Source organism: Streptomyces sp. NPDC046977, from assembly GCF_040644455.1.
GTDB lineage: Bacteria > Actinomycetota > Actinomycetes > Streptomycetales > Streptomycetaceae > Actinacidiphila.
In genome coordinates this window covers 427,800-454,516 of the sequence record NZ_JBEYWO010000001.1, presented here as the reverse complement: position 1 = coordinate 454,516, position 26,717 = coordinate 427,800, and the positions used below count along the sequence as shown (strand labels likewise).

Below are 26,717 nucleotides of genomic sequence, written 5' to 3'. Positions count from 1 at the left end.
CGGATTGGCCTGCCGGGCGGAATCCGCGCCATGGGCACTGGCTGCCGGAGGCCGCGCTTCTCAGCGCGTTCTCAGCCGGCGGGCACCCCGGCGGGCTCGTCAACAGGGACCTCGACACGGGAGCCGATGAGAAACACGCTGGCCAGGCACAGCAGGATCGCTCCGGCGAGGAACGAAGCCCGAGGGCCGATGCCGTAGTAGACCAGTCCTGTCAGCAGGACTCCCAGGGCGCCGGAGCCCACGTTGACCATCTGGAAGGTCATGGAGACCCGGCCGAGCAGACCGGCCGGGACCTGCGACTGGCGGAGTGTGGCCGCGGTGACGTTCCACACCAGGCTCACCGCTCCGTAGCAGGCGACGAACAGCACCGCTGCCGTGGCGGACCCGGCCAGGCCGAGGCCTGCGCAGATGCCCCCCATGATCAGTGAGCCGAGCCACAGCACGCGGACCGGGCCGAGCCGGATTCCCAGGTAGGACGCGAGCGGCACACCGGCGATCCCGCCGACCGCGAACACCGACACCAGCAGGGCGTAGCCGGAGCTTCCCAGTTCCAGCGTGTGCCGCGCGTACAGCACCAGAACGGACATCAGGCCGGCCACCACGAGATTGACCAGAGCGGACATGGCGCACACACGACGCAGCAGAGCGTGCCGCCACAACCAGCCGAGCCCGTTCAGGGCGTCCTCACGCAGGGACCGCCGCTCGGAAGGAGCCTCACCGGACCCGGCCGGACGGCCGCCCGTCATCAGGAGAATGAATCCCGCGGAGGCCATGAATGACAGGGTGTCGATTCCGAGCGGGAGTGCCGGTGTGATCTCGTAAAGGACCGCTCCTACCGGGGCGCCCAGCAGGCTCCCGGCAATCAACCAGCTCGCCTGGAGGCGGGCGTTCGCCTTGGTCAGCGATTCGGGCGCAACCAATGAGGGCACGAGGCCGGCCCAGGAGCCGCTGTAGAGCGTGTGGCCGCAGCCCAGCAGAAAGGCGATCGCGGCCAGCAAGGGGATCGAGAGGGCGTCGAACACCGTGAGGAGCGCGACACCGGCCATGGTCGCTGCCCGCGCCATGTCGACGAGCCACAGCACACGACGGCGCTCGAGCCTGTCGGCGAGGACACCGGACAGCAAACTGACCAGAAGCCACGGAAGTTGTCCGGCGAAAGCCACCAGGGCAACCAGCCGGGCGTCGTCGGTGAGGTCGGCGGTGAGCAGGGGAAGGGCAACCTGCCGCATGCCGTCCCCCAGACTGGAGACGGTCACCGCGGCCCACACGCCGTAGAACTGCCGCGGCAGTTGCAGGCGGGGCTTTCGTCCTGGAAATCGCATAGGAGGTTTCGGTAGATCAGTGGACCTGGACATCAGGGGGTCGAGAGCGCGAATCCGGGGATCTCTGGGAAGGCCGCGATGACCGCGACGGCCGGATCGCAATCCAACCTCAATGGTTCGCCCATTTTTTCACCAAACACAACACACCGGCGAGCACAAGATCATCGGCGGGTTTACGGTGCCCGAACTCTTGGGGATCCCCGACGTCCCCCAACACTGAACGCGCGGACGCGGAGCGGATCGCGGCCCTGGGGCCGGCTGATCCGCTCCGCGTCCGCGCGTGAGCCGCGGTAACGCTGCTACCACTCGCTCTTGCGGGGCGCGACATCGATACGACCTGTAGGCGACTGGTCGCCTACAGGACGTCACGGAGATGCAGCCGTCGCGGACACCAGGTCAGCTCTCCGGCATCACAGGTGAGTCGACGTCCAGGTCGGCGAGTGATGCGCCGTACGCGGCGAACCGCTCGCCGTCCCACAGGGGGGCCGGCACGCCGGGAACGGGCTCGTCGCCCCGCATGAAGAGGACCTCGGGGCCACCGGGGGTGAACAGGAAGAGCATCTTGGCGTGACGGGTGCTCTTGTTCAGGAAGCGGTGCCGGATGCCCGGCGGGACGTAGAGGAAGTCCCCCGACCGCGCGATGATCTTCTCGTCGCCGTTGAGGAACTCCAGTTCACCGTCCAGCAGGTAGAAGGCTTCGCTGTTGCGGTTGTGGACATGTGCCACCGGCCCCGCGCCGGGCGGTACATCCGCCTCGACGAAGCCCAGGTGCCCGTCGGTGATGTCGGTGTGGACCTTGACGGAGTAGACGTTGTCGGACACCCACTTGGTGATGCCTTCGCCGGCGGGCACATGGATGGCTCCACGTTTCGTCCAGCGAGGGTCGTCGGTGTCTATTTGCGGCATGGGAAGGCTCACCCAGGACTCCTCACAGGGAAGCAGGCGCGGTCGACCCCGGCGCCTGACAGTTGTCAGATTAGCCGCCCCTGACAGCTGTCAGGACCGGGGGTCCCACCCCGAGCCGCAGCACACCCGGCCGGACCGCTGCCCGCCCCCGTCAAGGGGCGACGGTAATCTTCCGATCGGACGCCGCATCTCGTCGCCGAGAAGAGGCTTGTCGCGAACCGTGAGGAAAGTGAAGGAACTTACGGCGCCCGCCGGCATTCCGCCGCTCGGCCCGTAAGAAATCAGAAGGATGAGTTGGGGTGTCAATGGCGCAACAAGGCGCGACGGACGACAGGTCGGACCACACCCGCCGGACGAGAGCGCCGCAGGTCGACCTCGACGATTCCGAGATCCTTCGGCGCGGACTCGAAGCATTCGCCGAATTGGGCTACTCGGGCGCGTCCGTGCGCGAACTGGCCAAGCGCCTGGGGGTCAACCACAACTTCATCAACGACCGCTTCGGATCGAAGGAGAAGTTCTGGCGCGCGGCGCTCGACCATGCCCTCAGGGCACCGATCCAGCAGCTCATCACCATCCTCGACGGCGACCTCGAGGACGTCGAGAAGTTCACATGCGTGGTCAGGACCTTCCATTCCCTGGCCGCGAACATGCCCCACGCCAACCGCATCGTCTCCGACGAGTCCGTTTTCGCGTCCGACCGGCTGAACTATCTCTACAGCGAGTACACCGGCCGATTCGTGGAGAGGCTCGAACCACTCGCCCAGCGGCTCATCGCTTCGGGCCGGATGCCGGCCATGAGTATGGACGTCCTGTTCAGCGCACTCACCGGGCCCGCGGTCGTCATGACCCAAAGGCAACTCGTGCACCGGATGAATGAAGCGGCGGATTCATCGGCCGACGAGTGGCGGCAAAAGACCGCGGCCCTGGCCGAGGTGGTCATTCGAGGGCTGCTCGGCTGAAGGGCCGTTCGCCTGGAGCCTCCGGGCCGCGATTTATTTCACGAGTAAAACACCTGTTAAGCTTGTGGGCATGCCGAACCTCCTCCACCCCCTCCGCGACGCCCTGCGGCTGCGCGCGGTCAAGGACCTCTGGCACCAGCGGGCCGTCAGCGTGGTCGTCGCCGTGGGGATCGTGGAGGGGGTGCTGCTGGCCCTGGGGCGGCTGGACCTGGTGCTCTACGCGGCGGGCGGCGGGCTGTGCGCGCTGTACGGGCACGGGCTGCCGTACGCCGCGCGGGCGCGCACGCTCGCGCTGGTCGTGCTGGGCATGGCGGCCGGCGGCGCGGTCGCGCTGACGACCGCCGCGCTGACCGACGCGACGGCGGTACGGGTCGCCGTCGCGTCGGCGCTTGCCGCGGCGCACAAGGTGGTGTGCGACGCGACGCGGATCGGGCCCCCCGGGAACGTGATCTTCACCTTCGTCGCGGCGAGCGCCGCGTTCGTCCCGCAGACCCCGGCACAGGTGCCCGCGCACGTGGGGCTGATGGTGCTGGGCGGGGCCGTCGCCTGGCTGGTGGGCATGGCGCCGGCGCTGGTGCGCCCGCACGGCCCCGAGCGCGCCGCCGTGGTGCGGGCGCTGGAGGCACGGGCGCGGGTCCTGGCCAGCGACGGGACCACGGCGCGCGCCCGGCACGAGGCGACCGCGGCCGTGAACGCCGCGTGGCACACGCTGCGGGCCGCCGGGCCGGGCGCCCACCGCGCGGGGCTGGAGCGACTGCTGGCCCGCGCCGATGCCACCGGCCCCGCGGGCGCGCGACGACTCTCCGCCTGGGCCCGGGAACTGCGCACGGCGCGGGCCCTGCCGGAGGACACGGGCGCCGCGCCGGTCACGGAAGCCCCCACCGGGCCGTTGACGGCACCGTTCCGGGGCCCCTCGATGCGGCACCTGGCCCCGATCGGCCTGCGGGTCGGCCTCGGCAGCGCGGCGGCGGGCTGGGTGTCGACGGCGCTCGGCGTGGACCGTCCGTACTGGGCCGTCGTGACCGCCGCCGCCGTGCTGGCCGCCAACACCACCCTGTCCTGGCAGCGGGCGCTCCAGCGCGTCCTGGGCAACCTGCTGGGTGTGCTGCTGTTCACCGCGCTCGTGCCCTTCACGGCCACCGGCGCGGGTGCCCTGATCGTGACCGCGCTGGCGTGCAACTTCGCGGCGGAGGCCACCATCGCCCGCAACTACTGGCTGGCCAGCGCCTTCGTGACGCCGATGGCCATGATCATGACCGAGTTCGCCGGCCTGCAGCCCGCGGGCCGGCTGGTCGCCGACCGCTGGCTGGACACCGTCGTGGGCGCGGCCGCCGGGCTCGTGGTGTGCTTCGCGGTTCCGAACCGGCGTGCCGGACGGCGGGTCGGCACCGCCCTGGACCTCCTGGAGGACGAGCTCGCCGCCCCGCTGCCCAGGGAGCCCCGGCTCACCGCGGCCCTGCTGGAACTGCGCGAGGCCGCCGACACCGCCTCCGGCGAGTGGTGGAGCGGCCCCCTGCCCGAGGAGCGGATCACCGACGCGGAACGGCGCGGGCACCTCGCACTGGCGGTCCGCCGCGGTGGCCGGTCCGTCACCGCTGCTTGACGACGCGTACGATCATGCGGACGCCGCCGGAGCCGCCGGCGTACGAGGGAAGGACATCGCGCGTGGAGGACGCCGTCGCGACGGTGCTGCGCCAGTGGCAGGACGTGCACCCGGAGCTGGACTTCGCGCCCGTCGCCGTGATCGGGCGCCTGAACCGGAGCACCGCGCTCCTGCAACTCGCCGTCGACGCGCCACTGAACCGCGAGGGCCTCACCCGACCGGAGTACGACATCCTCTGCGCGCTGCGCCGCGTCGGCGGCGAATTGACGCCCGGACGTCTGGCACGTGAAACCTTCGCGTCGGGGGCGGCGGTCACCAAGCGGATCAAGGTGCTGGAGGAGCGCGGCCTGATCGGGCGCCGCCCGGACGACCGCGACCGCCGGGTCTCGCACCTGCGGCTGACCCCCACCGGCCTGGCGCTGGTGGACCGCCTGCTCCCGGAACAGCTCGCGTACGAGGAGGGACTGCTGTCCGGGCTGCCGGACGGACGGCGTCACGAGCTGGCCGAAATCCTCGGCGAACTGCTGCTGCTGCTCGAAGGCCGCTTGGGCGCGCTTTCCGGGTGAAGCGGCACCGAACGGCACGGCGCCCCCAGTGATTCAGCGAGCGCACATCTCCACGCTCCGCAAAGGACATGCCAAGGCAAGACGCCGACGGGACAGATAGGGGTGTCCCCGTCCCCCTGACCAGGGAATCGCGCCATGACCGCTTCGTACGAACTCGCTCCCGTTGTCGACAACGTAGGCGAACGCCCCCGCTATTCGGTGAGCCTCGCCCAGGACGAGGCCGAGGTGCGGGCCGCGCAGCGTCTGCGGCACCAGGTGTTCGCCGGGGAAATGGGGGCCGTGCTGGACACGCCCGAACCGGGCCTGGACGTCGACGCCCTCGACGCCTTCTGCGACCACCTGCTGGTGAAGGACGACCACACCGGCGACGTGGTGGGCACCTACCGGCTGCTGACCCCCGCCAACGCCCGCCGCGCGGGGCGCACGTACTCCGAGAGCGAGTTCGACCTCGCCCGGCTCGCCCCGATCCAGCACGACCTCGTCGAGGTCGGCCGCTCCTGCGTGCACCCCGACCACCGCGACGGTGCCGTCGTCGCGCTGATGTGGGGCGGCATCACCCGCTACATGGCGACCACCGGCCACAACTGGCTGGCCGGCTGCTGCTCGGTGCCGCTCGCCGACGGCGGCTCGGCCGCTGCCGGTGTCTGGGACCGGGTCTCGGCGAAGTACATGGCGCCCGAGGAGTACCGGGTCACCCCGCACCGCCCCTGGGACCCGACGGGCCTGGCCCGCCCGGCCCGCACCACGCTGCCCGCGCTGCTCCGCGGCTACCTGCGGCTGGGCGCCTGGATCTGCGGCGAGCCCGCCTACGACCCGGAGTTCGGTGTCGCCGACCTGTTCATCCTGCTGTCGCTGGAGCGCACGGACGAGCGCTACCTGCGCCACTTCGGCGCAATCGGTTCGCTCGGCTCCCTCGGAAGCTCCTGATGGCCGCGACGTGGTGGTCGCCGGTCTCGCCCTGCACCCCGCAGGCGTGCGTGACCGGCGAAGGTCCCCTGGTGGGCCGGCTGCGCCGGACGCTGCGCTACGTCACCGTGGCCGTGGTCCTGCTGATCGGGATCGTCCTTGCCGTGCCGGTGGCCGTGCTCTGCCCTCCGGCGTTGCGCGACTCCCTGGTCCGCACGTGGATGCGGTCGGTGGTGACGGCCTTCGGCATGGAGGTCCGGGTGCCGGTCCCGCCGGCGGCGCGCGAGCGCGGCCGGGGGCTGCTGGTGGTCGCCAACCACGTGTCCTGGATGGACATCCTGCTGATCGCCTCCGTCTTCCCGGGACGCAACGTCGCCAAGTCGGAGATCCGGGGCTGGCCGGTACTCGGCCCGCTGTGCGTGCTCGGCCGGACGATCTTCATCGACCGCGAACGGTTCCGGACCCTGCCGGACACCGTCGGCGAGGTGCGGGAGGCGCTGCGCGGCGGGGCCACGGTCGTCGCCTTCCCGGAGGGCAGCACCTGGTGCGGCCGTGAGGAGGGCCGCTACCGCCGTGCGCTGTTCCAGGCGGCAGTGGACGCGGGTGCCGACGTGCAGCCCATCCGGATCCACTACCGGCTGGCGGACGGGACGCGCAGCATGGCCCCGGCGTTCGTCGGGGAGGACACGCTGATGGACTCGGTGCACCGGGTGGTGGCGGGCCGCGGGCTGAACGCCGAGGTGTCGGTGCTCCCGGCGATCCCCGCGGGCACGTGGGCCGACCGCCGGGCCCTCGCCCTCGCGGCGGACCGGGCGGCGCACCAGGTCGAGGTGCCCGCGGCGCGGCAGCCGGTGCCACTGCCGGTACCGGCGTCGGCCGAGGTGATCGAGGTCGTCGAGGTGGCGCCGCCGGTCGTCATCCCGTCCCCCGTCGTGCAACCGGCCGAGCCGGCCGCGAGTCTCCCGTAACACCCAGCGCCTGCGACTCCCCCGGTGCCCGTCCCCGCCTCCGCGGGGGCGGGCACCGTCGCGTCGCGCGCAACGACCGCCGCCGGCCCCCGCGTTGGGGCCGCGCCATGCCCTCTTGTCGGGGCCCTCTCCAGTCATGACAATGTGCATGCCAAAACCGAAAGAACTTCGGTCTCGAGAGGACCCCCCACATGAAACGACCTCTCAGAGGTGCCTTGGCGGCCGTTCTGACCGCCCTCGCGGCAGTCGCCTGCCTCGGGTTGTCCACCGCGCCCGCCTCGGCCACGAGCCGGGACGCCACCGGTGTACGGACCGCTGTGCCCGTCACACCCGCCGCGCCCGCCGCGGTCACCGTGAACTTCGCCGGCACGGTGTCGCTCAGCAACTGCTCCGGCTCGCTCATCCGCTTCCCGGCCTCGGCGTCCACCGACCCCGCCCTGGTGCTCTCCAACGGCCACTGCCTCACCAGCGGCTTCCTGGACCCCGGCGAGGTGCTGCTCAACCAGTCCTCGACCCGCACCTTCGGGCTGCTCAACGCCTCGGGCCGCAACGTCGCCACACTGCGGGCCACCAAACTCGCCTACGCGACGATGACCGACACCGACATCTCGGTGTACCAACTCAACCGCACCTACGCGCAGATCCAGTCCTCCTACGGCATCTCCGCGCTGGAGCTCTCGGCCGCCCATCCCGTGCAGGGCGCCGCGATCAAAGTGGTCTCCGGCTACTGGAAGACCATCTACACCTGCAACATCGACGGCTTCGTCCACCGGCTCAAGGAGGGCGACTGGACCTGGAAGGACTCGGTCCGCTACACCTCCGCGTGCAACACCATCGGCGGCACCTCCGGTTCACCGGTGATCGACACCTCGACCGGCAAGGTCGTGGCGATCAACAACACGGGCAACGAGGACGGCGGCCGCTGCACCCTCAACAATCCCTGCGAGGTGGACCAGAACGGCACCGTCACGGTCCGCCAGGGCATCAACTACGCCGAGGAGACCTACGGGATCGGCGCGTGCGTGACCACCGGGAACCAGTTCAACCTCGGCCTGGCGGGGTGCACGCTCCCCAAGCCGTGACGCCCCCGGCGCCGCTCAGCGCCCGTACATCGCGTCGATCTCGGCGGCGTAGGCCTCCTCGACGGCCCGCCGGACGAGCTTGCGCGACGGGGTGACCAGACCCTCCTCCTCGGTGAAGGAGGCGGCCAGCACGCGGAAGGCACGGATCGACTCCGCCTTCGACACCCGCGTGTTGGCCGCCGACACCGCGCGCCGCACCTCCGCCTCCACCTCCGGGTCGCGCACCAGCTCGCGCAGTCCGGCCGGTGGCCTGCCGCGCAGCCGCAGCCAGCGTGCGGCGGCCTCGCCGTCGAGGGTCACCAGCGCGGTGACGAAGGGCCGGTCGTTGCCTATGACCAGGCAGTGCTCGATCAAGGGGTGCTCGCGGACGCGTTCCTCCAGGACCGCGGGCGAGAGGTTCTTGCCGCTGGTCGTGACGATGATCTCCTTCTTGCGGCCGGTGATCGTCAGATAGCCCTGCTCGTCCAGGAAACCGAGGTCGCCGGTGGCGAGCCAGCCCTCGCGCAGCGCCTCGGCGGTGCCCTGCGGGTCGCCGAGGTAGCCGGAGAAGACCGTCGGGCCGCGCAGCAGGATCTCGTCCTGCTCGGAGATCAGCACCGAGGTGCCGGGCACGGGGTGCCCGACCGTGCCGTAGCGCACCTTGCCGGGCGGGTTGGCGGTGGCGGCGGAGGTGGACTCGGTCAGCCCGTACCCCTCGTAGACCGTCACGCCCGCGCCCTCGAAGAACAGCCCCAGCCGGCGCCCCATCGTCGAGCCGCCGCTGACCGCGTTGCGGACCCGGCCGCCCAGGGCCTCGCGCACCCTGGCGTACACCAGCCGGTCGTAGATCCGGTGCAGGACGCGCAGCGCCGCGCTCGGCCCGGGGCCGGTGCCGAAGGCGCGCCGCTCGCGGGCCTCGGCGAAGCGCACCGCGACGTCGGCGGCCCGGTCGAAGACGCCGAGGTTGCCGCCCTCCTCGGCCTTGGACCGCGCGGCGTTGAAGACCTTCTCGAAGACGTACGGGACGGCGAGCATGAACGTCGGCCGGAAGTCGGCGAGATCTGGCAGCAGGGCTGCCGCCGACATGTCCGGCTGGTGGCCCAGCCGCACCCCGGCCCGGACCGCGCAGATCTGGATCATGCGGCCGAAGACGTGCGACAGCGGCAGGAAGAGCAGCACCGAGGGCGGCTCCGCGGTGCCGGTCTCGAAGATCGGCCGCCAGTGGGCGATGACGTTGTCGCACTCGGCCATGAAGTTGCCGTGGGTGAGCACGCAGCCGCGCGGGCGGCCGGTGGTCCCCGAGGTGTAGATCACGGTGGCTACCGCGTCGGGGGTGACCGCCAGCCGGTGCCGGTGGACCACGTCCTCGCCGACCCGCTCGCCGTCGGCCATGAGCTGCTTGACGGCCCCGTTGTCCAGCTGCCAGACCCGCGTCACGGCGGGCAGGTGCTCGATCACCGAGCCGAGGGTCATGGCGTGGTCCTCGTGCTCCAGCACGCAGCCGACCGCACCGGTGTCGTGCAGGATCCAGCGCAGCTGCCCGGCCGAGGAGGTGGGGTAGACCGGCACCGGCTGCGCCCCGATCGTCCACAGGGCGAAGTCGAAGAGGGTCCACTCGTACCGGGTCCGCGACATGATCGCGACCCGGTCGCCGAAGCGCACGCCGTGCGCGAGCAGTCCCCGCGCCAGCGCCATGACCTCGTCACGGAACGTGGCGGCGGTCACGTCCTGCCACCGGCCGTCCTCCTTGCGGCCCATCCGCACCTCGTCCGGCACCCGCGCCGCGTCCTCGAACACGATGTCGGCGAGCCCGCCGACATGGGTCGCGGGGACCAGTGCGGGCAGACTGAAGGCGCGCACGCGTGCTCCTCGTGGGGTTGGAGCGGGCCGGGAGCGTAACGTAACCGATCTCTCACGCACTGTCCGGCCGGGGCCGGGCGGAACGGGGCTTCTTCACCAAACCTCCCCCCACGGGCGATCCCGAGAGATCATGGGATCAGGAGGTGACTCCATGACCACCAGGATCCGACTCCACGGCGGCCCCGGGGACGGTCTCACACTCGGCATCGCCCTGGTAGCCGGGGGCCCGCCCCCCGAGGGCATCCTGTACGACCCGATGGCGATCACCGTGCAGGACGCCGGGCTGCACCAGGCGTGGCCCGACAGTGCGGCCTTCTACAAGCGCCTGGAGCACATGGCCGACGAGCCCTGGGACTACGCGTACGAGAGCGAGGCCACCGCGCCCCTCGAGTGATCCCGCGCCCCAAGGCTGTCACGTCACGTTCGTGGTCACGCGGAGCGACCGCGCGGCGTGGGAGCACGGGACCAAAGTCCTCAGGACCGCCGAGTTTTTGGCCGTCCGCCTCCGCGTTTCGTACAGTTCCCCAGGAAGCAGCGGGAACACACGAACCAGGGACGACGGCGGGCATGACGGCGACCGAGAACGAGCAGGGCACGGCAACGGCGTGGGAGGGCGTCCCCGGCATCGACCCGGAGCGTCTGGAGCTGTGCCTCAGCGTCCTGCGGGAGCTGGACGACCTGCCGGTGGACCACCCGGACGCGATCACCGTCCGCAAGGCCACGGCGGGCATCTACCGGACCGTGAAGCAGCGCCGCCGCCAGGAGCGGCGGGCGTCCAAGACCGCCCACGACAAGTTCGTCACCGAGGCCACCGCGACCGGCTCGGCGGAGCGCATCGACGACGAGACCCAGGGGCTGCTGCCCTCCTCGTCGACGCTGGGCGAGATCGCGGGCGTGCTGCAGCGGCCGCGCTCCTGCTACGTGTGCAAGCAGCGCTACGTCGAGGTGGACGCCTTCTACCACCAGCTGTGCCAGTCGTGCGCCGCCTTCAACCGCGCCCGGCGCGACGCCCGCACCGACCTGACCGGCCGGCGCGCGCTGCTGACCGGCGGCCGGGCGAAGATCGGCATGTACATCGCGCTGCGCCTGCTGCGCGACGGCGCGCACACGACGATCACCACGCGCTTCCCGGCCGACGCGATCCGCCGCTTCAAGGCGATGCCCGACAGCGACGAGTGGATCAGCCGGCTGAAGATCGTCGGCATCGACCTGCGCGACCCGGCCCAGGTCGTGGCGCTGGCCGACTCCGTCGCCGCCGAGGGCCCGCTCGACGTCCTGATCAACAACGCGGCGCAGACCGTGCGCCGTTCCCCGCAGGCGTACGCCGAGCTGGTGGCCGCCGAGTCGGCGCCGCTGCCCGCCGGCGAACTGCCCGTCTCCGAGGTCCTCGGCACGTTCGGGAGCGGCGCCCAGCCGGCCCTGCCCGGCCCGCGCCGGGACGGCGCGGCGCGCGCCCAGGAGGTCACGGAGCTGGCACTCGTCAGCGGTTCGGCCTCGCTCGCCCGGATCGAGGCGGGCACCGCGATCGACGCCGGCGGCCTGATCCCCGACCTGGACGCGGAGAACAGCTGGAGCCGCGCGGTCGGCGAGGTCGACCCGGTCGAGATGCTCGAAGTGCAGCTGTGCAACGAGACCGCCCCGTTCATCCTGGTCAGCCGGTTGCGCCCGGCCATGGCCGCCTCGCCCGCGCGCCGCACCTACGTGGTGAACGTCTCCGCCATGGAGGGCAAGTTCAGCCGCGGTTACAAGGGCGCCGGCCACCCGCACACCAACATGGCCAAGGCGTCCCTCAACATGCTGACCCGCACCAGCGCGCGGGAGATGCTGGAGACCGACGGCATCCTGATGACCAGCGTCGACACCGGCTGGATCACCGACGAGCGGCCGCACCCGGAGAAGTCCCGGCTCGCCGACGAGGGCTTCCACGCCCCGCTCGACCTCATCGACGGCGCGGCCCGGGTCTACGACCCGATCGTCCGCGGCGAACTCGGCGAGGACCTGCACGGGGTCTTCCTCAAGGACTACGCGCCGACCGAGTGGTGAGGCCGCGCGGCCGGGCGGGACGGGCGGCGCGCGACTACGATCGACGGTGTGGCTGAGCGCCGACTCGCGCCGTCCGCGCCCGAACTCGTGCTGGAGACCGCCGGGGACACCCTGGTCCTGGTCCCGGGCAGGAGGTACCGCGTCGGCCGTGACCCGGACAGCGAGATCGTCCTCGACGACCCCCGTGTCTCCTGGCACCACGCCGTCCTCCGCACGGTCGCCGGGCAGTGGGTCCTGGAGGACGCCGGGAGTTCCAACGGCACCTTCGCGGACGGCAGGTACGTCCGCCAGTGGGGTGTGGGCGCGGGCAGCGTCGTCCGCTTCGGACATCCGCTGACCGGGCCGTGGGCCCGGCTGACCCGGGCCTCGGCCGCACCGGTCTACCGTCCGCCCCCGATTGCCTCGCCACTGGCGACCGGCACGTTCCGGCAGCCGACGTCGGTGCGGCCGCTGCCCGACGACACGATCCACATCGGGCGTGCGCCCGACAACGACCTGGTCGTCGAGGACCTGCTGGTCTCCCAGCACCACGCGGAACTGCGGGCGCTGGCCGGCGGCGGCTACGAGATCGTCGACCTGCGCAGCCACAACGGCACCTATCTGGACGGCCAGCCCGTGGAGCGGGCGACGGTGCACCAGGGCGACATCATCGACGTCGGCCACGCGGTCTTCCGGCTGGTCGGCGACAAACTCCAGCAGTTCACCGACACCGGCGAGGTGTCGCTGTGCGTCCGCGACCTGTCGGTGACGGTGGAGGGCGGCAGCAGGACGCTGCTGGACGACATCTCCTTCCCCGTCGGCGAGAAGAGCCTGCTGGCCGTCGTGGGCCCGAGCGGTTCCGGCAAGTCGACACTGCTCAACGCGCTGACGGGGCTGCGCCCGGCGGATCGCGGCACGGTGCTCTACGACGGCCGGGATCTCTACCGCGAGTACGCCGATCTGCGCCAGCGCATCGGCCTCGTCCCGCAGGACGACATCCTTCATCTCCAACTTCCCGTCCGCCGCGCCCTGTTGTACGCCGCCGAGCTGCGCTTCCCCGGCGACACCGCGCGGGAGGAACGGGAGGCCCGGGTCGACGAGGTGATCGCCGAACTCGGCTTGCGGGCCCGCGTCGACCAGCCCGTCCACACCCTCTCCGGCGGCCAGCGCAAGCGCGTCAGCGTGGCGCTGGAACTGCTGACCAAGCCGTCCCTGCTCTTCCTGGACGAGCCCACCTCGGGCCTGGACCCGGGAATGGACCGCTCGGTCATGACAATGCTGCGCGGGCTCGCCGACGACGGCCGCACGGTGGTCGTCGTGACCCACAGCGTGCTCAGCCTGGAGGTCTGCGACCGGCTGCTGGTCATGGCGCCGGGCGGACGCATGGCGTACTACGGCCCGCCGGACGAGACACTGCCGTTCTTCGGCTTCCGGCAGTGGCCGGAGGCTTTCGAGGCGTTCGAGAACGAACGGCGGCGGGACTGGGCGGGCCAGTACGAGTCCTCCACGCTGCACGACGAGTACGTCACCGACGCGATGGAGCAGATGGAGCCGCCCGGCCCCACCTCCCGCCCGGCCGTGGCACCGCCCAAGCCCCAGCACTGGGGCGGCCAGTGGTGGACGCTGGTGCGCCGCTACACCGCGTCGCTGGCGGCCGACCGCACGTTCCTGGCGATCATGATCGCGCTCCCGTTCGTCATGGGAGGCATGGCGCGCGCCTTGGCCGGTGACGCGCTGACGCAGCAGAACACGCTCAACGTGCTGCTGATCCTGTGTGTCGGCGCGGTGCTCACGGGCGCCGCCAACGCGGTGCGCGAACTGGTCAAGGAACGGGTGATCTACCGGCGGGAGCGGGCGGTCGGCCTGTCCCGGTCCGCCTATCTCTGCTCCAAGATCGCGGTGCTGGGCCTGATCACGGTCGTCCAGGCGGTCGTCCTGACGATGGTCGCGCTCGTCGGGGCCCGGCTCAGACCCGGCGGCGGCAGCGGGGTGCTCACCAGCCCGCTGCTGGAGATCACGGCGGCCGCGGCACTGCTGGCCTTCACCTCGATGATGCTCGGCCTGGTCGTCTCGGCGCTGGTGCGCAAGGAGGAGGTGACCATGCCGCTGCTGGTGCTGGTCGCCCTCGTGCAGGTCGTCTTCTGCGGCGCGCTGCTGAAACTGCACGGGGTGCCGGGGCTGGAGCAGTTCTCCTGGCTGGTGCCCGCGCGCTGGGGGCTCGCGGCGATGGCCGCGACACTCGATCTCGGCGCCCTCGTCCCGGGCCGCATCACCTCCGACCCGCTGTTCCGGCCCGACCCCTGGGTGTGGGCCCTGGACATGGGCGCGATGGCCGCCCTGTCGGTCGTCATGGCCTTCGTCGTCGCCCGCCTCCTGCGCCGCCAGGAGCCGGCTGTCATGCGCCGCTAGGCACCGCGGCGGGCGCGTCCCCAGGAGTGCCCCCTGATCCGCCCGCGCGGCAAGGCTGCCGCGAAGGCCGGTCACGGGACTTCTGCCGCGGCAACGCCGACCGCCGACGCCGCCGGTGTCTGCGGGCGCCGGCAGGATCCGGCCGCCAGGCGCACATGGGCCTGGGGGCCCGCCACCGCCGTGGACGGGCCCCTCGGCGCGAAGCCGCCGAGGACGCCGGTGCCGCAGGGTCGCCGGACGCCAGGCCAGCACGTCATACGCGGGTGGGCCCGTCGTCCCGTCACCGCGGCGGGGGTCTCCACCGGGCCTCGATCCGCCTCGGCGGCGCCGCGCTCGCACGGCGGTGACGGCACCCCAGCCACAGCAGGGCCGACCACGGACGGCGGAGCTGCCGGTGCCCGAGGCGTCGCCGACGCCGAGGCAACAGCAGCCGACCGCCAGGCCCAAGTGGAACCGTCGCCCCCTCACCGCGGCGGGCAGGCCCCTGCGATCCCGCCCCGCGGCAAGACCAAACACGAGCGACAGAGCCGCCGAGGCCTGCCGGTGTCACGCCGGCGCCCGTCCGCTCATCACCGCGGCGGGCCCGACCCCCGGCCGCGCCACGCCCGCACGGCAAGGCCGCCGAGGCCGGTCACCCGCACCACGCCGCGGCAAGACCGACCGCGCACGACCGAACCGCCAGTGCCCAACGAGACGCCACGCCGCAGCGACAAGAGAAAACCGCCGCCAGGCGCACGCAAACCCGTCACCGCGGCGGGCCCGACCCCCGGTCGCGCCACGCCCGCACGGCAAGGCTGCCGAGGAAACCGGTCACCGCACCCCACGCCGCGGCAAGACCGACCGCGCACGACCGAACCGCCAGTGCCCAACGGGACGCCACGCCGCAGCGGCAAGAGAAGACCGCCGCCAGGCGCACGCAAACCCGTCACCGCGGCGGGCGGGGCCCCCGGCCGTGCCGCGCCCGCGCGGCGAGGCTGCCGAGGAAACCGGTCACCGCACCCCACGCCGCGGCGAGGCCGACCGCGGCGGCCAGGTCGGGGACGAGGACGACGGAGCCGCCGAGGCCGCCGGTGTCCGAGGGGTCGCCGATACCGAAGAGGGAGAGGCCGTAGTGGGCGTCGATCCAGGTGAGGAGGCCGACCAGCAGCATGGCGGCCGCGGCGGCCAGCGCCAGGCGGACGGCGTTGCGGAGGTGCCCGGCGCCCGGAGGGGCGTGGCGGGCGGAGGCCCATCCGGCGGCGAGCATGGCGACGGTGGCGGCCACGAGGAGCCACCAGGCGCGGCCGTCCTGCCGGGTGAGGGAGGCGAGGTCGAGGGTGACGTCGCCGTCGCCGCCGGTGCGCAGGACCCGGGCGAGCGGCTCGGGCACCGGTAGTCCGAGGGCGCCCTTCACATGGCCGTGCCAGCTCGCGCCGAGGCCCAGTCCGAAGGCGAGCCAGGCGAGGTTGGGCAGTCCGAGGAAGACGACGGCGAGGGTGTCGCCCGCGTCCGTCCGGGTGTCGGCCGTGACGAGGGCGGCGATCAGCGCCGCGACGACGTACGCCAGGAGGACCGCGGTCATCGCGCGGGCGGCGGGCCGTACCGCGGCGTGGGGCGGCCCGAGCCGGGGCGGGAGCGGGACGCGCCGTGAGACGGCGAGCGCGAGCAGGAGGACGACGACCAGCCACAGCAGGCCGAGTCCCACGGTGGTACCGACCAGGGCGTGGAAGCCGACGGTCGGGGTGGTGCCCAGCAATTGGGCGATCTCGTCGAGGTACTCGTTGCCCGCGGTGAGGGCGAAGCTGTGCCGGGCGCCGAAGGCGATCAGCAGGAGGGCGAGGATCCACAGCAGGGCGGTTCGCAGGACGAGCCGCAGCAGGTGGCCGCCCGAGAGCGCGGCATGGGTCCGCAGGGGCCGCAGGAACACGTAGGCGGTCACCAGGGCCCCCGCCAGCGCCACCGAGAGCGGGACGGCGGTGATGCCCGCCTGCGTCTCGGCGATGAAGCCCGCGCCGCCGTCGAGCGCGACCCGTCCGCTGACCGCCATGACCACGGTCGCGGCTATGACGGGGACGAAGGCGCCCTGCGGCAGTTCCGAGGCGCCCGCGAGCCAGAGCCCGAGGGCGGCGACGACCAGCATGACGGCGAAACCGGCGACGACGACGCCGAGGGCGTGCAGCCAGCCCCGTGCCGGCCCGAGAACGGGGCGGGGTACGGGGGGCTCGTGGCGGCTCACGCTGTCAGGCTATGCAGCCCCGGCGCGGCCCGCCCGTCCGGAATACCCCCTTTGCGCTGGCCCGCGGAGGCTAGGAGTGCTCCTGCAGACGGGGACCGTACAGGTCGACCATCCGGGCGCGCGCCGCGCCGAGCCGCTGCGCGATGGTCTGGGCGGCGGCGAGCACCACGGCCTGGCCGAGCACCGGGTCGTCCTTGAACAGCTCGCGGACCTCGGCCGCGACGAACTCGTACGCGCCCACCGTGCCCAGCGCGTGCGCGGCGAGCTGCCAGCGGTAGGGCGGGAACAGCCAGGACCAGCCGACCAGTTCGCCGGGGCCGAGGGTGTCGACGGAGACCGGGCCGCGGCCGGGCACGTCCATGTCGAGGGAGACGGCGCCGGACTCCACGACCCAGAAGCGGTCGGCGAACCTGCCCTCGTCGAAGATCCGCCAGTTCTGCGGAAAGCTCACCCGCTTGGCGTGCTCCAGGAAGACCCGGCGGTGGTGCAGCGGCAATGAGTCCAGCATGGTCACCGTACTGCTCATGAACGTCCTCCCGTGCCGTCCGAGCCCTTGACCTCAGGGTACGGTCACGGGCCGGGCGTCGCAGGAAGGTGACCGGAGAACCAGTCACGCGCCAGGTGTGCGACCTCGTCGAGTGCGCCGGGTTCCTCGAACAGATGCGTGGCTCCCGGGACCACGTGCAGCAGGCTGGGGCAGGTGAGCTCCGCCTGCGCGCGGCGGTTCAGCTCCAGGACAGCGTCGTCGCGGCCGCCCACGATGAGCAGGGTGGGCGCGCGCACCGTGCGGAGCCCGGGGCCGGTGAGATCCGGGCGGCCGCCGCGGGAGACCACGGAGGAGACCTCCGCCTCGGGGTCGGCGGCGGCCCGCAGCGCGGCGGCGGCGCCGGTGCTCGCGCCGAAGTAGGCGACGGGCAGGTTCTCCCGGCGGGCCCAGCGGGTGACGCCGGTGAGGCGTTCGGCCAGCAGTTCCACGTCGAAGACGTTGGCCCGGTCGGTCTCCTCCGCGGGGGTCAGCAGGTCGAACAGGAGCGTGCCGAGCCCGGTCTGGTTCAGGGCGGCGGCCACGGCGCGGTTGCGGGGGCTGTGCCGGCCGCTGCCCGTTCCGTGGGCGAAAACCACCACGGCACGCGCGTCGGCGGGCATGGTGAGCGTGCCGGCCAGCCGCACCCCGGCGGTCTCCACCTCGACGTCGGTGGTCCGGGGGCTGCGGGCCACGGCCTGCTTCAGCAGGCCCGAGACCTCGTCGTCCTGGGTCTGGGAGAAGTCGTGGTACCACTCCCCCACCGCGAAGAACACGGGCGGCACCGACAGGCACACCACGTCGTCGGCCGCGGTGCGCAGCGCGGGCATGGCCTGCGGCGCGGCCACCGGCACGGCCAGCACGACGCGGGCGGCGCCGCGGGTGCGCGCCACCGCGCAGGCGGCGAGCGCGGTGGCGCCCGTGGCGACGCCGTCGTCCACGACGAGGACCGTGCGGCCGGCCAGTTCGGTGCCCGGCCGCCCGTCGCGGAAGCGGTGCGCCTGCCGGGACAGCTCGGCCTCCTCGTGCCGCTCGACGGTGTCGATGTCGTCCGGGGAGACATGGCTCATCTGCACGATGTCGTCACTGAGCACCCGGGCGCCGCCCTCGCCGATGGCGCCGAAGCCGAGTTCGCGGTGGTAGGGGACGCCGAGTTTGCGGACGACGATGACGTCCAGGGGGGCGTGCAGGGCCTGGGCCACCTCGTAGGCGACGACGACGCCGCCGCGTGGCAGGCCGAGCACGACGGGGTTGTGGTCCTCCAGATGCCGCAGCCTCCCGGCCAGCTGCCGTCCGGCATCCGCGCGATCTGTGAAGTGCATGGTTCACCCCCGCGGGCGGGACATGCGGGACTCCTTACGGCCTACCCTGAATATGTCCAGCAAGCAAACGGCAGGGACCGTGCGATGCCCGTGCTCGTCGGAACGTCCGGGTGGCAGTACAAGGACTGGCGGGAGGTCCTGTACCCGCCGGAGGTCCCGCAGCGGCTGTGGCTGGAGGAGTACGCCCGGCACTTCCCGACGGTGGAGAGCAACAACGCCTTCTACCGCCTCCCGTCGCGGGACACCTTCGCCGCGTGGCGCGAGCACACCCCCGACGGGTTCGTCGTGGCGGTCAAGGCCAGCCGGTACCTGACGCACATGAAGCGACTGCGCGATCCCGAGGAGCCGGTGCGCCGGCTGCTGACGCACGCCGAGGGGCTGGGCGACCGGCTCGGTCCGGTGCTGCTGCAGCTGCCGCCCAACCTGCGCGCGGACGGGCGCGTGCTCGACGGGTGCCTGCGGTGTTTCCCGCGCGAGGTGCGGGTGGCGGTGGAGCCCCGGCACCCCTCGTGGTGGACGCCGGAGATCCGGGCCCTGCTGGAGCGGCGCGGTGTCGCGCTGTGCTGGGCCGACTGGCGGGCCCGTCCCGCGACCCCGCTGTGGCGCACGGCGGACTGGGGCTACGTACGGTTCCATGAGGGCATCGCCCGTCCCTGGCCGCGGTACGGTGCGCGGGCGCTCACCACCTGGGCCCACCGCATCGCGGACACCTGGCCGAAGGACTCCGACGTGTTCGTCTACTTCAACAACGACCCGGGCGGCGCGGCCGTCCTGGACGCCGACGCCTTCACCGCGGCGGTCCGCGGGGGGAGGCCGTCGTGATCCGGCGCAGTGTGGTCGTCTCCGGTGACGTGCAGGGCGTGTACTTCCGCGACACCTGCCGGCAGACGGCGCTGGGGGAAGGGGTGTGCGGCTGGGTCCGCAACCTGCCGGACGGCACGGTGGAATCGGTCTTCGAGGGCCCCGCCGAGGCGGTCGGGCGGATGGTGGAGTGGGCGCACGAGGGGTCTCCCCTGTCGATCGTGGACCAGGTCACCGTCCGCGAGGAGGAGCCCGAGGGCCTCACGGGTTTCGAGATCCGCCCGACTCCGTGGCGCGGCTGAGCAGCAGCTTCCGGCTGGGCTCGTCGGCCCACAGGGAGTGCCGGTCCACGTGCGGGCGGAGCAGGGCGGCGAGCGGGGCGTCGGCGCGGCCGCCCAGGGCGTCCGAGGCGATCTTGCGGGCCACCCCGGCGAGGAAGTCCGCGAGCTGCACCCGGGGATCGGACCGGGACTCGACGAGGGTGAGCGACGCGAGGCGGGACGGCGGCGGCAGGATCGTCCGCAGCCGGTTGACGCGTTCTTCGGTGAGGGTGTTCTGCCGGTCGTGGACGACGGAGACCGGGTGTCCGTCGCGGCCGAAGTGGCCGATGGTGCGGGCCAGCGACGGGAGCAGCGGGTCGAGTTCGGGCAGCGGCGGCCCGTCCGCGACGCGGGCGCGGAACGACTCGGCGCGGGGCCGGGTGTGCCGCAGGCGCGCCGCGAGAGCGGTGCCGGGCAGGGTGTCGAGCGTGCGGAAGAAGCCGTCGACGGGTGCCGGTCCGGCGTCGCGGTTGCGGGTGCGGACGAGGTCGTTGGCCGACTCCAGGAAGCGCCGCCACGGCGCGGCCGGGAGGGTCCGGCCCTCGCGGTAGAGCGTCGCGGCCTCGGCCGGGTCGTCCAGCAGCACGTCGGCGACGCGGCGCACGACGAAGAACGCCTTGTCGGTGAGGTGGACCCGGGCGTCGGGCGGGAGCGGCCCGGACGGGCCGAGGAACCATTCCAGGACCGGCCGGTGCTTCTCGCGGAGCAGGTGGTTGGCCTTGTACTCCTGGGCCGGTGAGCGGATCCGGTCGCGCATCTCGCGCAGGCAGGCGTCCGCGTCGGCGGGGTCCGTCCGCACGCCCGCGTGGGCGAACACGTCGGTGTTGCCGCCGATGAGGTTCTCGCCGTCCGACCCGGACTCGTCGCAGGCGATCTCCAGGACGGGACGCGTGGTCACCATGGCCTCCTCGGTCGTCCGGTCGTGGCCGCTCGCGGGCCATCCTCGGTGATGCGGGCGGCGCGCTCCAGGGGATTTCCGCGCGGTGCTCGGTACTTCTCCCGAGCCGCGGTCCGCCGGACCCCGGCGTCCCGGAGAAGATCGGGCATCCTCCCGATGCCCGCCGGTCCGTTCCCCTGTCAGCATCGGCAGGGCAGGCGACCACGATCCGCACCCGCACGAGGCAAGCGAGGCCCCCTCCCGATGAACGACCGCACGCAGGGGGCGAGATGACCCTCTCCCCCGCGCGGCCCCGGTCCGCCGCCGGAACCGGCACGGACGACGGCACCTGCGCGCTGCGCGCGGGCCGGATGTTCGACGGCTTCACCCTGTCCGGCGCGGCGACCGTGCACGTCCGGCGCGGCCGGGTCGTCGCCGTGGACCGGACGGGGGCGGTCCCGCCGGGCGTACCGCTGACCGATCTGGGCGACGACGCGTGCCTGCTGCCCGGGCTGGTGGACGTCCGCGCCCATCTGGCCCTCGACGCGGGCGCGCTCCCCGCGGCGGACGACAAACGGCTGCTCGCGCGTATGCGCGTCGCCGCCCGTACGGCCCTGGGCGCGGGGATCACCACGGTCAGGGACGCCGGGGACCGCGGCTTCCTCGCCGCGGCCCTGGCGCGCGAGACCGCCGCCGACCCCGGTCTGGGGCCGGAGATCCTGGCTGCGGGGCCGCCGATCACCACTCCCGGAGGGCACGGTCATCTCCTGGGCGGCGTGGCGGCCGGTACGCGCGCGCTGGTCGAGGCCGTGCGGGAGCGGCACGCCCGGGGCTGCGCGCTGGTGACGATCATGGCGAGCGGCGACGCCCGCACGCCGGGCTCGGACCCGTCCCTGGCCCAGTACACGCGTGACGAGCTGCGGACCGTGGTCGCCGAGGCCCATCGCCTCGGCCTCCCGGTGGCGGCCCATGCCCACGCCACCACGGCGATCGCGGACGCGCTGGCCGCGGGGGTGGACAGCCTGGAGCACGCGTCGTTCCTCGGCGGCGTGGGAACGGTCGAGGAACTCAGGCTCCAGGCCCTGATCGCGGGCAGCGGCACCTTCGTCGGCATGACGCCGGTCCGGGAGGCGGGTGCGTACGCCGACGGCGTCCACGCCGCCTACCGGGCCCTGGCCCGGCTCGGCGCCCGGATCGCGGTGGGATCGGACGCGGGCGCGGCGCCCGACCGTCCGCACGGCACCCTGCCGGACGTCACGCTGGAGCTGGCGGCACTCGGTGTGCCCCCGCTGACGGCTCTGAAAGCCGTCACCAGCCAGGCGGCGGCCCTCTGTGGGGCCGGGGGCCGCAAGGGGCGCGTCCGCGCCGGTGCGGACGCGGACTTCCTCGTGATCGGCGGCGACCCGCTCGCCGGGCTCACCGCGCTCCGCGACGTACGCGCCGTCTTCCGCGCGGGCATACGGATCCGCTGACGCCGACCATGGGGCTGCCCTAACCGTGGCGGCCCAGACTGTCGCGATCGACCGGCGGGAGGAAATCGCGCACCAAGGTGCGCTCCCACCAGGCACCGGTAGTGCGCAGCGTGTGCCAGTCGGTGAACCGGTAGCGGTACAACCGCGCCCGCACATGCGTGGGCGGCGCATGCGGGAACGGATTGCCCCGCAGCAGCCTCAGCGTCGCCGGGTCGTTGTCGAGGAGCTTGCCGACGAACGGCAGGAACCAGGGCCGGGCGTAGGAGGAGGAGATGGCGGCGAACCACATGAGCCAGTCCAGGCGCAGGTGGAACGGGGCGAACTGGCGGGGCAGCCGGCGGAGGTCGGTGGGTTTGCCCTTGAAGCCGTACTCCTTCCAGACGGCGCCGGGCCCGGGTTCGGCGGCGTCGGTGCCCTCGACGACGACCTCCATACGCACGCGGTTGACGCTGCCGAAGGCGCCGTAGGAGTTCACCAGGTGCAGCCGGTTGAAGGAGACGTTCATCATCTGGCCACGGGAGAACAGGTTGCGTGCGGGCCACCAGCTGAGCACGACGACCAGCGCGGTGGCGGCGAGCACCAGGCCCTCGTACCAGCCGGGCGCCGGGGCGGCCGCCCGCGCCGGGGGCGCGGCGAGCAGGGACCCGTCGAACGCGGAGACCGCGAGCACGATGGTGAGCCAGTTCAGCCAGGCGAAGTTGCCGGACAGGACGAGCCACAGCTGGGTGACGATGACGATCGCGGCGGCGATGCTCGCGACCGGCTGCGGTGTGAACAGTGCGATGGGGACGACGAGTTGCGCGAAGTGGTTGGCCGCCGTCTCCACGCGGTGCACCGGCCGGGGCAGCCGGTGGAAGAACCAGCTGAGCGGGCCGGGCATGGGCTGCGTCTCGTGGTGGTAGTCCAGGCAGGTCAGGTCGCGCCAGCAGGCGTCGCCGCGCATCTTGATCAGGCCCGCGCCGAACTCCACACGGAACAGCAGCCAGCGCATCAGCCACAGGACGAGCACCGGGGGCCCGGTGTCGTCGTTGCCGAGGAAGACGGCGAGGAAGCCGGCCTCCAGCAGCAGGGACTCCCAGCCGAACGCGTACCAGGTCTGGCCGACGTTGACGACGGACAGGTAGAGCAGCCACAGCACCGTCCACATCAGCATCGCCGCCCACAGCGGCACCAGGTCGGCCGCCCCCGCGGCGACGGCGGCGGACAGCGCGGCGCCGCCCCAGGCGACGGACGCGAAGAGGCGGTCGGAGTAGCGCCAGTGGAAGAGGCTGGGCGCCTGCGAGAAGGGGACGCGGGCGGTGAACCGGGGCACGGGCAGCAGCCCGTGCTCCCCGATGAGGGCGCGGAACTGGTGCGCGGCGCCGATGAAGGCGACGAAGTACAGCACCGCGAGGCCGCGCTGGATGACGACGCGGCTCAGCCAGTACTCGGGGGCCGTGAACCACTCCATGGCGCTCCCGGCCGGTCAGGGGTGATCGCTGACCAGCGACAGCAGCCCGCCCTCGGGATCGCGGATGCCGGCGACGCGCCCGTAGGCGCTGTCGATGGGCTCGCCGGTGATCTCGGCGCCCAGTTCCTTGGCACGGGTGACGGCCGCGTCGACGTCGTCGACGGCGAAGAAGACATGCCAGCGCGGCCGCACCCTCGGGTCGGCCGCGGCCTCGACCCCGCCGCCCCGGATCCCCGCCACGCTGTGCCCGTCCACATACAGCACGACCCGGTCGTTCTCCCACTCCACCATGTAGCGGGGGCCGCGCCGGTCCCAGTGGAAGACCTCGCCGTAGAACAGGGCGGCGGCGAAGGCGTCACGGGTGCGCAGCTCGATCCAGGTGGGCGCCCCGTGCATGCGCAGTTTGCGCGGCGGGCCCTGCTCGCCCTCCCAGATGCCGAAGGCCGCGCCCATGGAGTCGGCGACGAGCGCGAGCCGCCCGGCGTCGAAGTCCAGCGGGCCGACGGCGACCGTGCCGCCGCGGTCGCGGATGTCGGAGGCGGTCGCGTCGGCGCTCTCCACGCCGAAGTAGGTCGTCCAGGCGACGGAGGTCTCCCAGTCGCGGGCGATGGCACCGATGCCCGCGACCTCGGTGCCGTTGATCATCGCCCGTTCGTACGGGCCCCAGCGCGACGGGCCCGGTTCGAAGGTCCAGCCGAGCAGCGGCCCGTAGAACGCTTTCGCGACGTCCAGGTCGCGCGCCATCAGACTGACCCAGCAGGGTGCGCCGGCCACGCAGCAGATCTTCGTGGTGGACACGTCCTGGCCTCCTTGATCCTCGCCCGTTCCAAGGATGGGGGCAGCGGGTCAGGTGGGCATCTTCGACGGGTCCGCCGCACGGCGACGGCCGAAGCGGCCGCGCGGGCGGCACCGCCGGCTCAGTGTCCGAACAGGTGCATGCGACTGCGGCGCGAGGGGACGGTGGCGGTGGTCTTCCCGGTGGTGGTCGTGGTGTCGGCGGTCCCGTCGCCGGTGGTGGTGGTGTCGGCCGGGGCCGTGGTGGCGGCGGTGGCGGCCTCGTGTGCCCGTGCCCGCCGGCGCAGGGCGCGCAGCTCGGCATGGCGGCTGCGCGAGCGCCCGGCGCCCGCCATCGCCATGCCCGCGGCCAGGCAGAACACCAGGCCGAGGGCGATACCGGCGAGGAAGACGCCGAGGGTGTTGAGGGTGGCGATGTCGGTTCCGAACATCGTCACCGTGTAGTCGGGCCCTCCGGAGAGGTTGTCCGAGATCAGGAGCCCGGTGAAGGCGGCTGTCGCGCCCATGAGCAGAAGTCCCAGCAGCAGCATCGTGCTCTCCTCGATGTCCTGGCCGTGGTTCTGGTCCGTTGTCGCTCGCCTACCCCGAGCGGGGTCACGGATGCGTACCGCCGTCCTTGCGCAGGAAACGGCGCAGCCGGGTGAGGGGCCAGGTGTTGATCACGTCGTCCTTGGTGAGCCGGCCGCGCTGGGCGGTGCCGACGCCGTAGCGCATGAAGTCCAGGTGGAGCGTGGAGTGCGCGTCGCTGTCCACGGCGAACCGTACGCCGTGCCGGCGGGCGCGCAGAATCAGCTCGTCACCGAGGTCCAGCCGGTCGGGCTGGGCGTTCACCTCCAGCGCGGTGCCGGTGCGGGCACAGGCGGCGAAGACCTCGTCGAAGTCCGCGTCGACGGCGGGGCGCCTGCCGAGGAGCCGGGTGGTGGGGTGGCCGATGATGTTGACGTGCGGGTTCTCGGCGGCCCGCACCAGGCGCCGGGTGAGCGCTTCGCGGCTCTGCCCGAAGTGCGAGTGGATCGAGGCGACGCACAGGTCGAAGCCCGCCAGGAAGTCGTCGGGCCAGTCCAGGCCGCCGTCCGGGCCGATGTTGAGCTCGGTGCCGTGCAGGACGCGCATGCCGCGGTAGGCGCGGTCCAGGGCCCGGACGCGTTCGCGCTGGGCGAGGGCCTTCTCGTCCGTCATCCGCTGCATGGCCAGGTCGGGCGCGTGGTCGGTGACGGCGTAGTAGGCGTAGCCGCGGTCCGCGGCGGCCTCGGCCATCTCCTCCAGGCCGGCGAGACCGTCGGTGAGGTCGGTGTGGGTGTGCAGGTCGCCCCGGACGTCGCGGATGTCCACCGGCTCCGGGAGCCCGCCCGCCAGCCCTTCCTGGATCTCCCCGCGGTCCTCGCGCAGCGTCGGCGGTATCCACGGCAGGCCGAGCCGCGCGTACACCTCCTCCTCGGTGCGGGAGACGATCAGCTCCCCGGTCCCGGCGTCGAAGAGCCCGTACTCGGAGAGCTTGAGCTTGTGGTGGACGGCCAGTTCGCGGGTGCGGATGTTGTGCGCCTTGGAGCCGGTGAAGTACTGCAGCGCGGCGCCCCAGGAGTCCGGCGGCACCACCCGCAGGTCCACCTGGAGGCCCTTGCTCGTACGGATCGAGGTCTTCTTCCCGCCGCGCACGACGGTCTCGGCGGCGTACGGCAGACGGGTGAACGCCTCCATGAACGGGGCGGACCGCGCGGCGGCGACGAGGACGTCGACGTCGCCGATCGTCTCGCGCATCCGGCGCAGGGACCCCGCCCAGGCGCAGCGCCGGCAGCCGGTGACCTCCGACATCGCGGCGACGACCTCCTCGGCGACCTCGGTGGCCACGTTCAGGGGGACCCGGCCGCCGGAGGACCGCATCAGGCCGATGCCGTGCAGGATGTTCTCCTCGGTCCTGGGGCCGAAGCCGGGCAGGTCCCGCAGCCGCTCCTGCTCGATGGCGACGGCGAGTTCGCGCACGGAGGCGATGTGCAGCTCCTTGTAGAGCGTCATCGCGCGTCTGGGACCGAGGCTGGGGATCGCGGTCATCTCCCGGACGCCCGCCGGGATCCTGGCCCGCAGCTCCTCGACGGCCGAGACCGCGCCGGTGCCCAGGTACTCGGCGACCTTCTCGGCGACGGACCTGCCGACGCCGGGGATCTCGCGCAGCGCCTTGCCGTCGAGCCGTGAGACGTCCTGGTGGTGGCCGCCGATGGCGCGGGCGGCCTTCTCGTAGGCGCGCGCCTTGAAGGCGTCGCCCCCGGTGATCCGGATGAGGTCGGCGTACTCCTGGAGCAGGGCTTCGACCTCGTCGTTGGCCCTGGCCACGAAGGACGCCTTCCCGGCGACCGCGGACCGCT

The 26,717-nt window shown here is 72.8% G+C and carries 23 protein-coding genes; 12 read left to right on the top strand and 11 right to left on the bottom strand.

What is annotated here, in order from left to right:
• Positions 1-71: 71 nt before the first annotated feature.
• Together ABZ883_RS01850 and ABZ883_RS01845 are read right to left on the bottom strand one after the other, a co-directional pair.
• Positions 72-1,322, bottom strand: a complete 1,251-nt coding sequence (locus tag ABZ883_RS01850; protein WP_360899831.1) for an MFS transporter — start codon at positions 1,320-1,322, stop codon at positions 72-74.
• A 396-nt stretch (positions 1,323-1,718) separates the two neighbouring features.
• Positions 1,719-2,174, bottom strand: a complete 456-nt coding sequence (locus ABZ883_RS01845) for a cupin domain-containing protein (protein WP_360899828.1) — start codon at positions 2,172-2,174, stop codon at positions 1,719-1,721.
• Between the two features lie 359 nt (positions 2,175-2,533).
• Between ABZ883_RS01845 and ABZ883_RS01840 the strand changes: the two genes are divergently transcribed.
• The 6 genes from ABZ883_RS01840 (at position 2,534) to ABZ883_RS01815 (ending at position 8,312) form a co-directional block, all read left to right on the top strand.
• Entirely contained in the window at positions 2,534-3,187 is a 654-nt protein-coding gene (locus ABZ883_RS01840; RefSeq protein ID WP_360899825.1) for a TetR/AcrR family transcriptional regulator, read from the top strand.
• A 70-nt stretch (positions 3,188-3,257) separates the two neighbouring features.
• Positions 3,258-4,790: an FUSC family protein gene (locus tag ABZ883_RS01835; RefSeq protein ID WP_360899822.1), complete on the top strand. Its 1,533-nt coding sequence runs from the start codon at positions 3,258-3,260 to the stop codon at positions 4,788-4,790.
• Between the two features lie 14 nt (positions 4,791-4,804).
• On the top strand, positions 4,805-5,356 hold the full coding sequence (locus tag ABZ883_RS01830) for a MarR family winged helix-turn-helix transcriptional regulator (protein ID WP_360899819.1): 552 nt from the start codon (positions 4,805-4,807) through the stop codon (positions 5,354-5,356).
• Positions 5,357-5,491: 135 nt separating this feature from the next.
• On the top strand, positions 5,492-6,283 hold the full coding sequence (locus tag ABZ883_RS01825; protein WP_360899816.1) for a GNAT family N-acyltransferase: 792 nt from the start codon (positions 5,492-5,494) through the stop codon (positions 6,281-6,283).
• The gene (locus tag ABZ883_RS01820; protein WP_360899813.1) at positions 6,283-7,230 is read left to right on the top strand and encodes a lysophospholipid acyltransferase family protein; all 948 of its coding nucleotides are present in this window, start codon (positions 6,283-6,285) and stop codon (positions 7,228-7,230) included. Before ABZ883_RS01825 ends, ABZ883_RS01820 begins: the two co-directional genes overlap by 1 nt.
• Positions 7,231-7,421: 191 nt before the next feature.
• Positions 7,422-8,312 (top strand): serine protease, encoded by an 891-nt coding sequence (locus tag ABZ883_RS01815; protein WP_360899810.1) that lies wholly within the window; start codon positions 7,422-7,424, stop codon positions 8,310-8,312.
• A gap of 15 nt (positions 8,313-8,327) precedes the next feature.
• Here the strand turns inward: ABZ883_RS01815 and ABZ883_RS01810 are convergent, their stop codons facing one another.
• Positions 8,328-10,151 (bottom strand): AMP-dependent synthetase/ligase, encoded by a 1,824-nt coding sequence (locus ABZ883_RS01810; protein ID WP_360899807.1) that lies wholly within the window; start codon positions 10,149-10,151, stop codon positions 8,328-8,330.
• Positions 10,152-10,302: 151 nt separating this feature from the next.
• Between ABZ883_RS01810 and ABZ883_RS01805 the strand changes: the two genes are divergently transcribed.
• The 3 genes from ABZ883_RS01805 to ABZ883_RS01795 all read left to right on the top strand — a co-directional run bounded on the left by ABZ883_RS01805 (position 10,303) and on the right by ABZ883_RS01795 (position 14,582).
• Positions 10,303-10,545 (top strand): hypothetical protein, encoded by a 243-nt coding sequence (locus tag ABZ883_RS01805; protein WP_360899803.1) that lies wholly within the window; start codon positions 10,303-10,305, stop codon positions 10,543-10,545.
• Between the two features lie 173 nt (positions 10,546-10,718).
• Complete coding sequence (locus tag ABZ883_RS01800; protein WP_360899800.1) at positions 10,719-12,194, top strand: SDR family NAD(P)-dependent oxidoreductase; 1,476 nt, start codon at positions 10,719-10,721, stop codon at positions 12,192-12,194.
• A gap of 48 nt (positions 12,195-12,242) precedes the next feature.
• Complete coding sequence (locus ABZ883_RS01795) at positions 12,243-14,582, top strand: FHA domain-containing protein (protein WP_360899797.1); 2,340 nt, start codon at positions 12,243-12,245, stop codon at positions 14,580-14,582.
• Between the two features lie 925 nt (positions 14,583-15,507).
• Here ABZ883_RS01795 and ABZ883_RS01790 read toward each other — a convergent pair.
• From ABZ883_RS01790 to ABZ883_RS01780, 3 genes are all read right to left on the bottom strand, one after another.
• The gene (locus tag ABZ883_RS01790) at positions 15,508-16,797 is read right to left on the bottom strand and encodes a streptophobe family protein (protein WP_360899794.1); all 1,290 of its coding nucleotides are present in this window, start codon (positions 16,795-16,797) and stop codon (positions 15,508-15,510) included.
• A 70-nt stretch (positions 16,798-16,867) separates the two neighbouring features.
• Entirely contained in the window at positions 16,868-17,323 is a 456-nt protein-coding gene (locus ABZ883_RS01785) for a cyclic nucleotide-binding domain-containing protein (RefSeq protein WP_360899791.1), read from the bottom strand.
• A gap of 44 nt (positions 17,324-17,367) precedes the next feature.
• A complete protein-coding gene (locus tag ABZ883_RS01780; protein ID WP_360899788.1) occupies positions 17,368-18,642 on the bottom strand; it encodes a phosphoribosyltransferase in 1,275 nt (424 codons plus the stop codon).
• An 84-nt stretch (positions 18,643-18,726) separates the two neighbouring features.
• Here ABZ883_RS01780 and ABZ883_RS01775 point away from each other — a divergent pair, with 84 nt between their 5' ends.
• Complete coding sequence (locus ABZ883_RS01775; RefSeq protein WP_360899785.1) at positions 18,727-19,464, top strand: DUF72 domain-containing protein; 738 nt, start codon at positions 18,727-18,729, stop codon at positions 19,462-19,464.
• Positions 19,461-19,745 (top strand): acylphosphatase, encoded by a 285-nt coding sequence (locus ABZ883_RS01770; RefSeq protein ID WP_360899782.1) that lies wholly within the window; start codon positions 19,461-19,463, stop codon positions 19,743-19,745. The genes ABZ883_RS01775 and ABZ883_RS01770 overlap by 4 nt, the downstream gene beginning before the upstream one ends.
• On the opposite strand, the gene ABZ883_RS01765 is transcribed toward ABZ883_RS01770, so the two are convergent.
• Complete coding sequence (locus ABZ883_RS01765) at positions 19,705-20,664, bottom strand: DUF3800 domain-containing protein (protein ID WP_360899779.1); 960 nt, start codon at positions 20,662-20,664, stop codon at positions 19,705-19,707. The two genes, ABZ883_RS01770 and ABZ883_RS01765, sit on opposite strands and share 41 nt — an antisense overlap.
• A 266-nt stretch (positions 20,665-20,930) precedes the next feature.
• On the opposite strand from ABZ883_RS01765, the gene ABZ883_RS01760 reads away from it, so the two are divergent.
• Positions 20,931-22,112, top strand: a complete 1,182-nt coding sequence (locus ABZ883_RS01760) for an amidohydrolase family protein (RefSeq protein WP_360899776.1) — start codon at positions 20,931-20,933, stop codon at positions 22,110-22,112.
• A 19-nt stretch (positions 22,113-22,131) separates the two neighbouring features.
• Here the strand turns inward: ABZ883_RS01760 and ABZ883_RS01755 are convergent, their stop codons facing one another.
• The 4 genes from ABZ883_RS01755 to polX all read right to left on the bottom strand — a co-directional run bounded on the left by ABZ883_RS01755 (position 22,132) and on the right by polX (position 26,685).
• Positions 22,132-23,562, bottom strand: a complete 1,431-nt coding sequence (locus tag ABZ883_RS01755; RefSeq protein ID WP_360899773.1) for a lipase maturation factor family protein — start codon at positions 23,560-23,562, stop codon at positions 22,132-22,134.
• Positions 23,563-23,577: 15 nt separating this feature from the next.
• Positions 23,578-24,360: a VOC family protein gene (locus tag ABZ883_RS01750; protein WP_360899770.1), complete on the bottom strand. Its 783-nt coding sequence runs from the start codon at positions 24,358-24,360 to the stop codon at positions 23,578-23,580.
• A 119-nt stretch (positions 24,361-24,479) separates the two neighbouring features.
• Positions 24,480-24,887 (bottom strand): hypothetical protein, encoded by a 408-nt coding sequence (locus ABZ883_RS01745; RefSeq protein WP_360899767.1) that lies wholly within the window; start codon positions 24,885-24,887, stop codon positions 24,480-24,482.
• A gap of 64 nt (positions 24,888-24,951) precedes the next feature.
• Positions 24,952-26,685, bottom strand: coding sequence for a DNA polymerase/3'-5' exonuclease PolX (polX, locus tag ABZ883_RS01740; RefSeq protein ID WP_360899764.1), 1,734 nt, complete (start codon positions 26,683-26,685; stop codon positions 24,952-24,954).
• Positions 26,686-26,717: the final 32 nt, after the last annotated feature.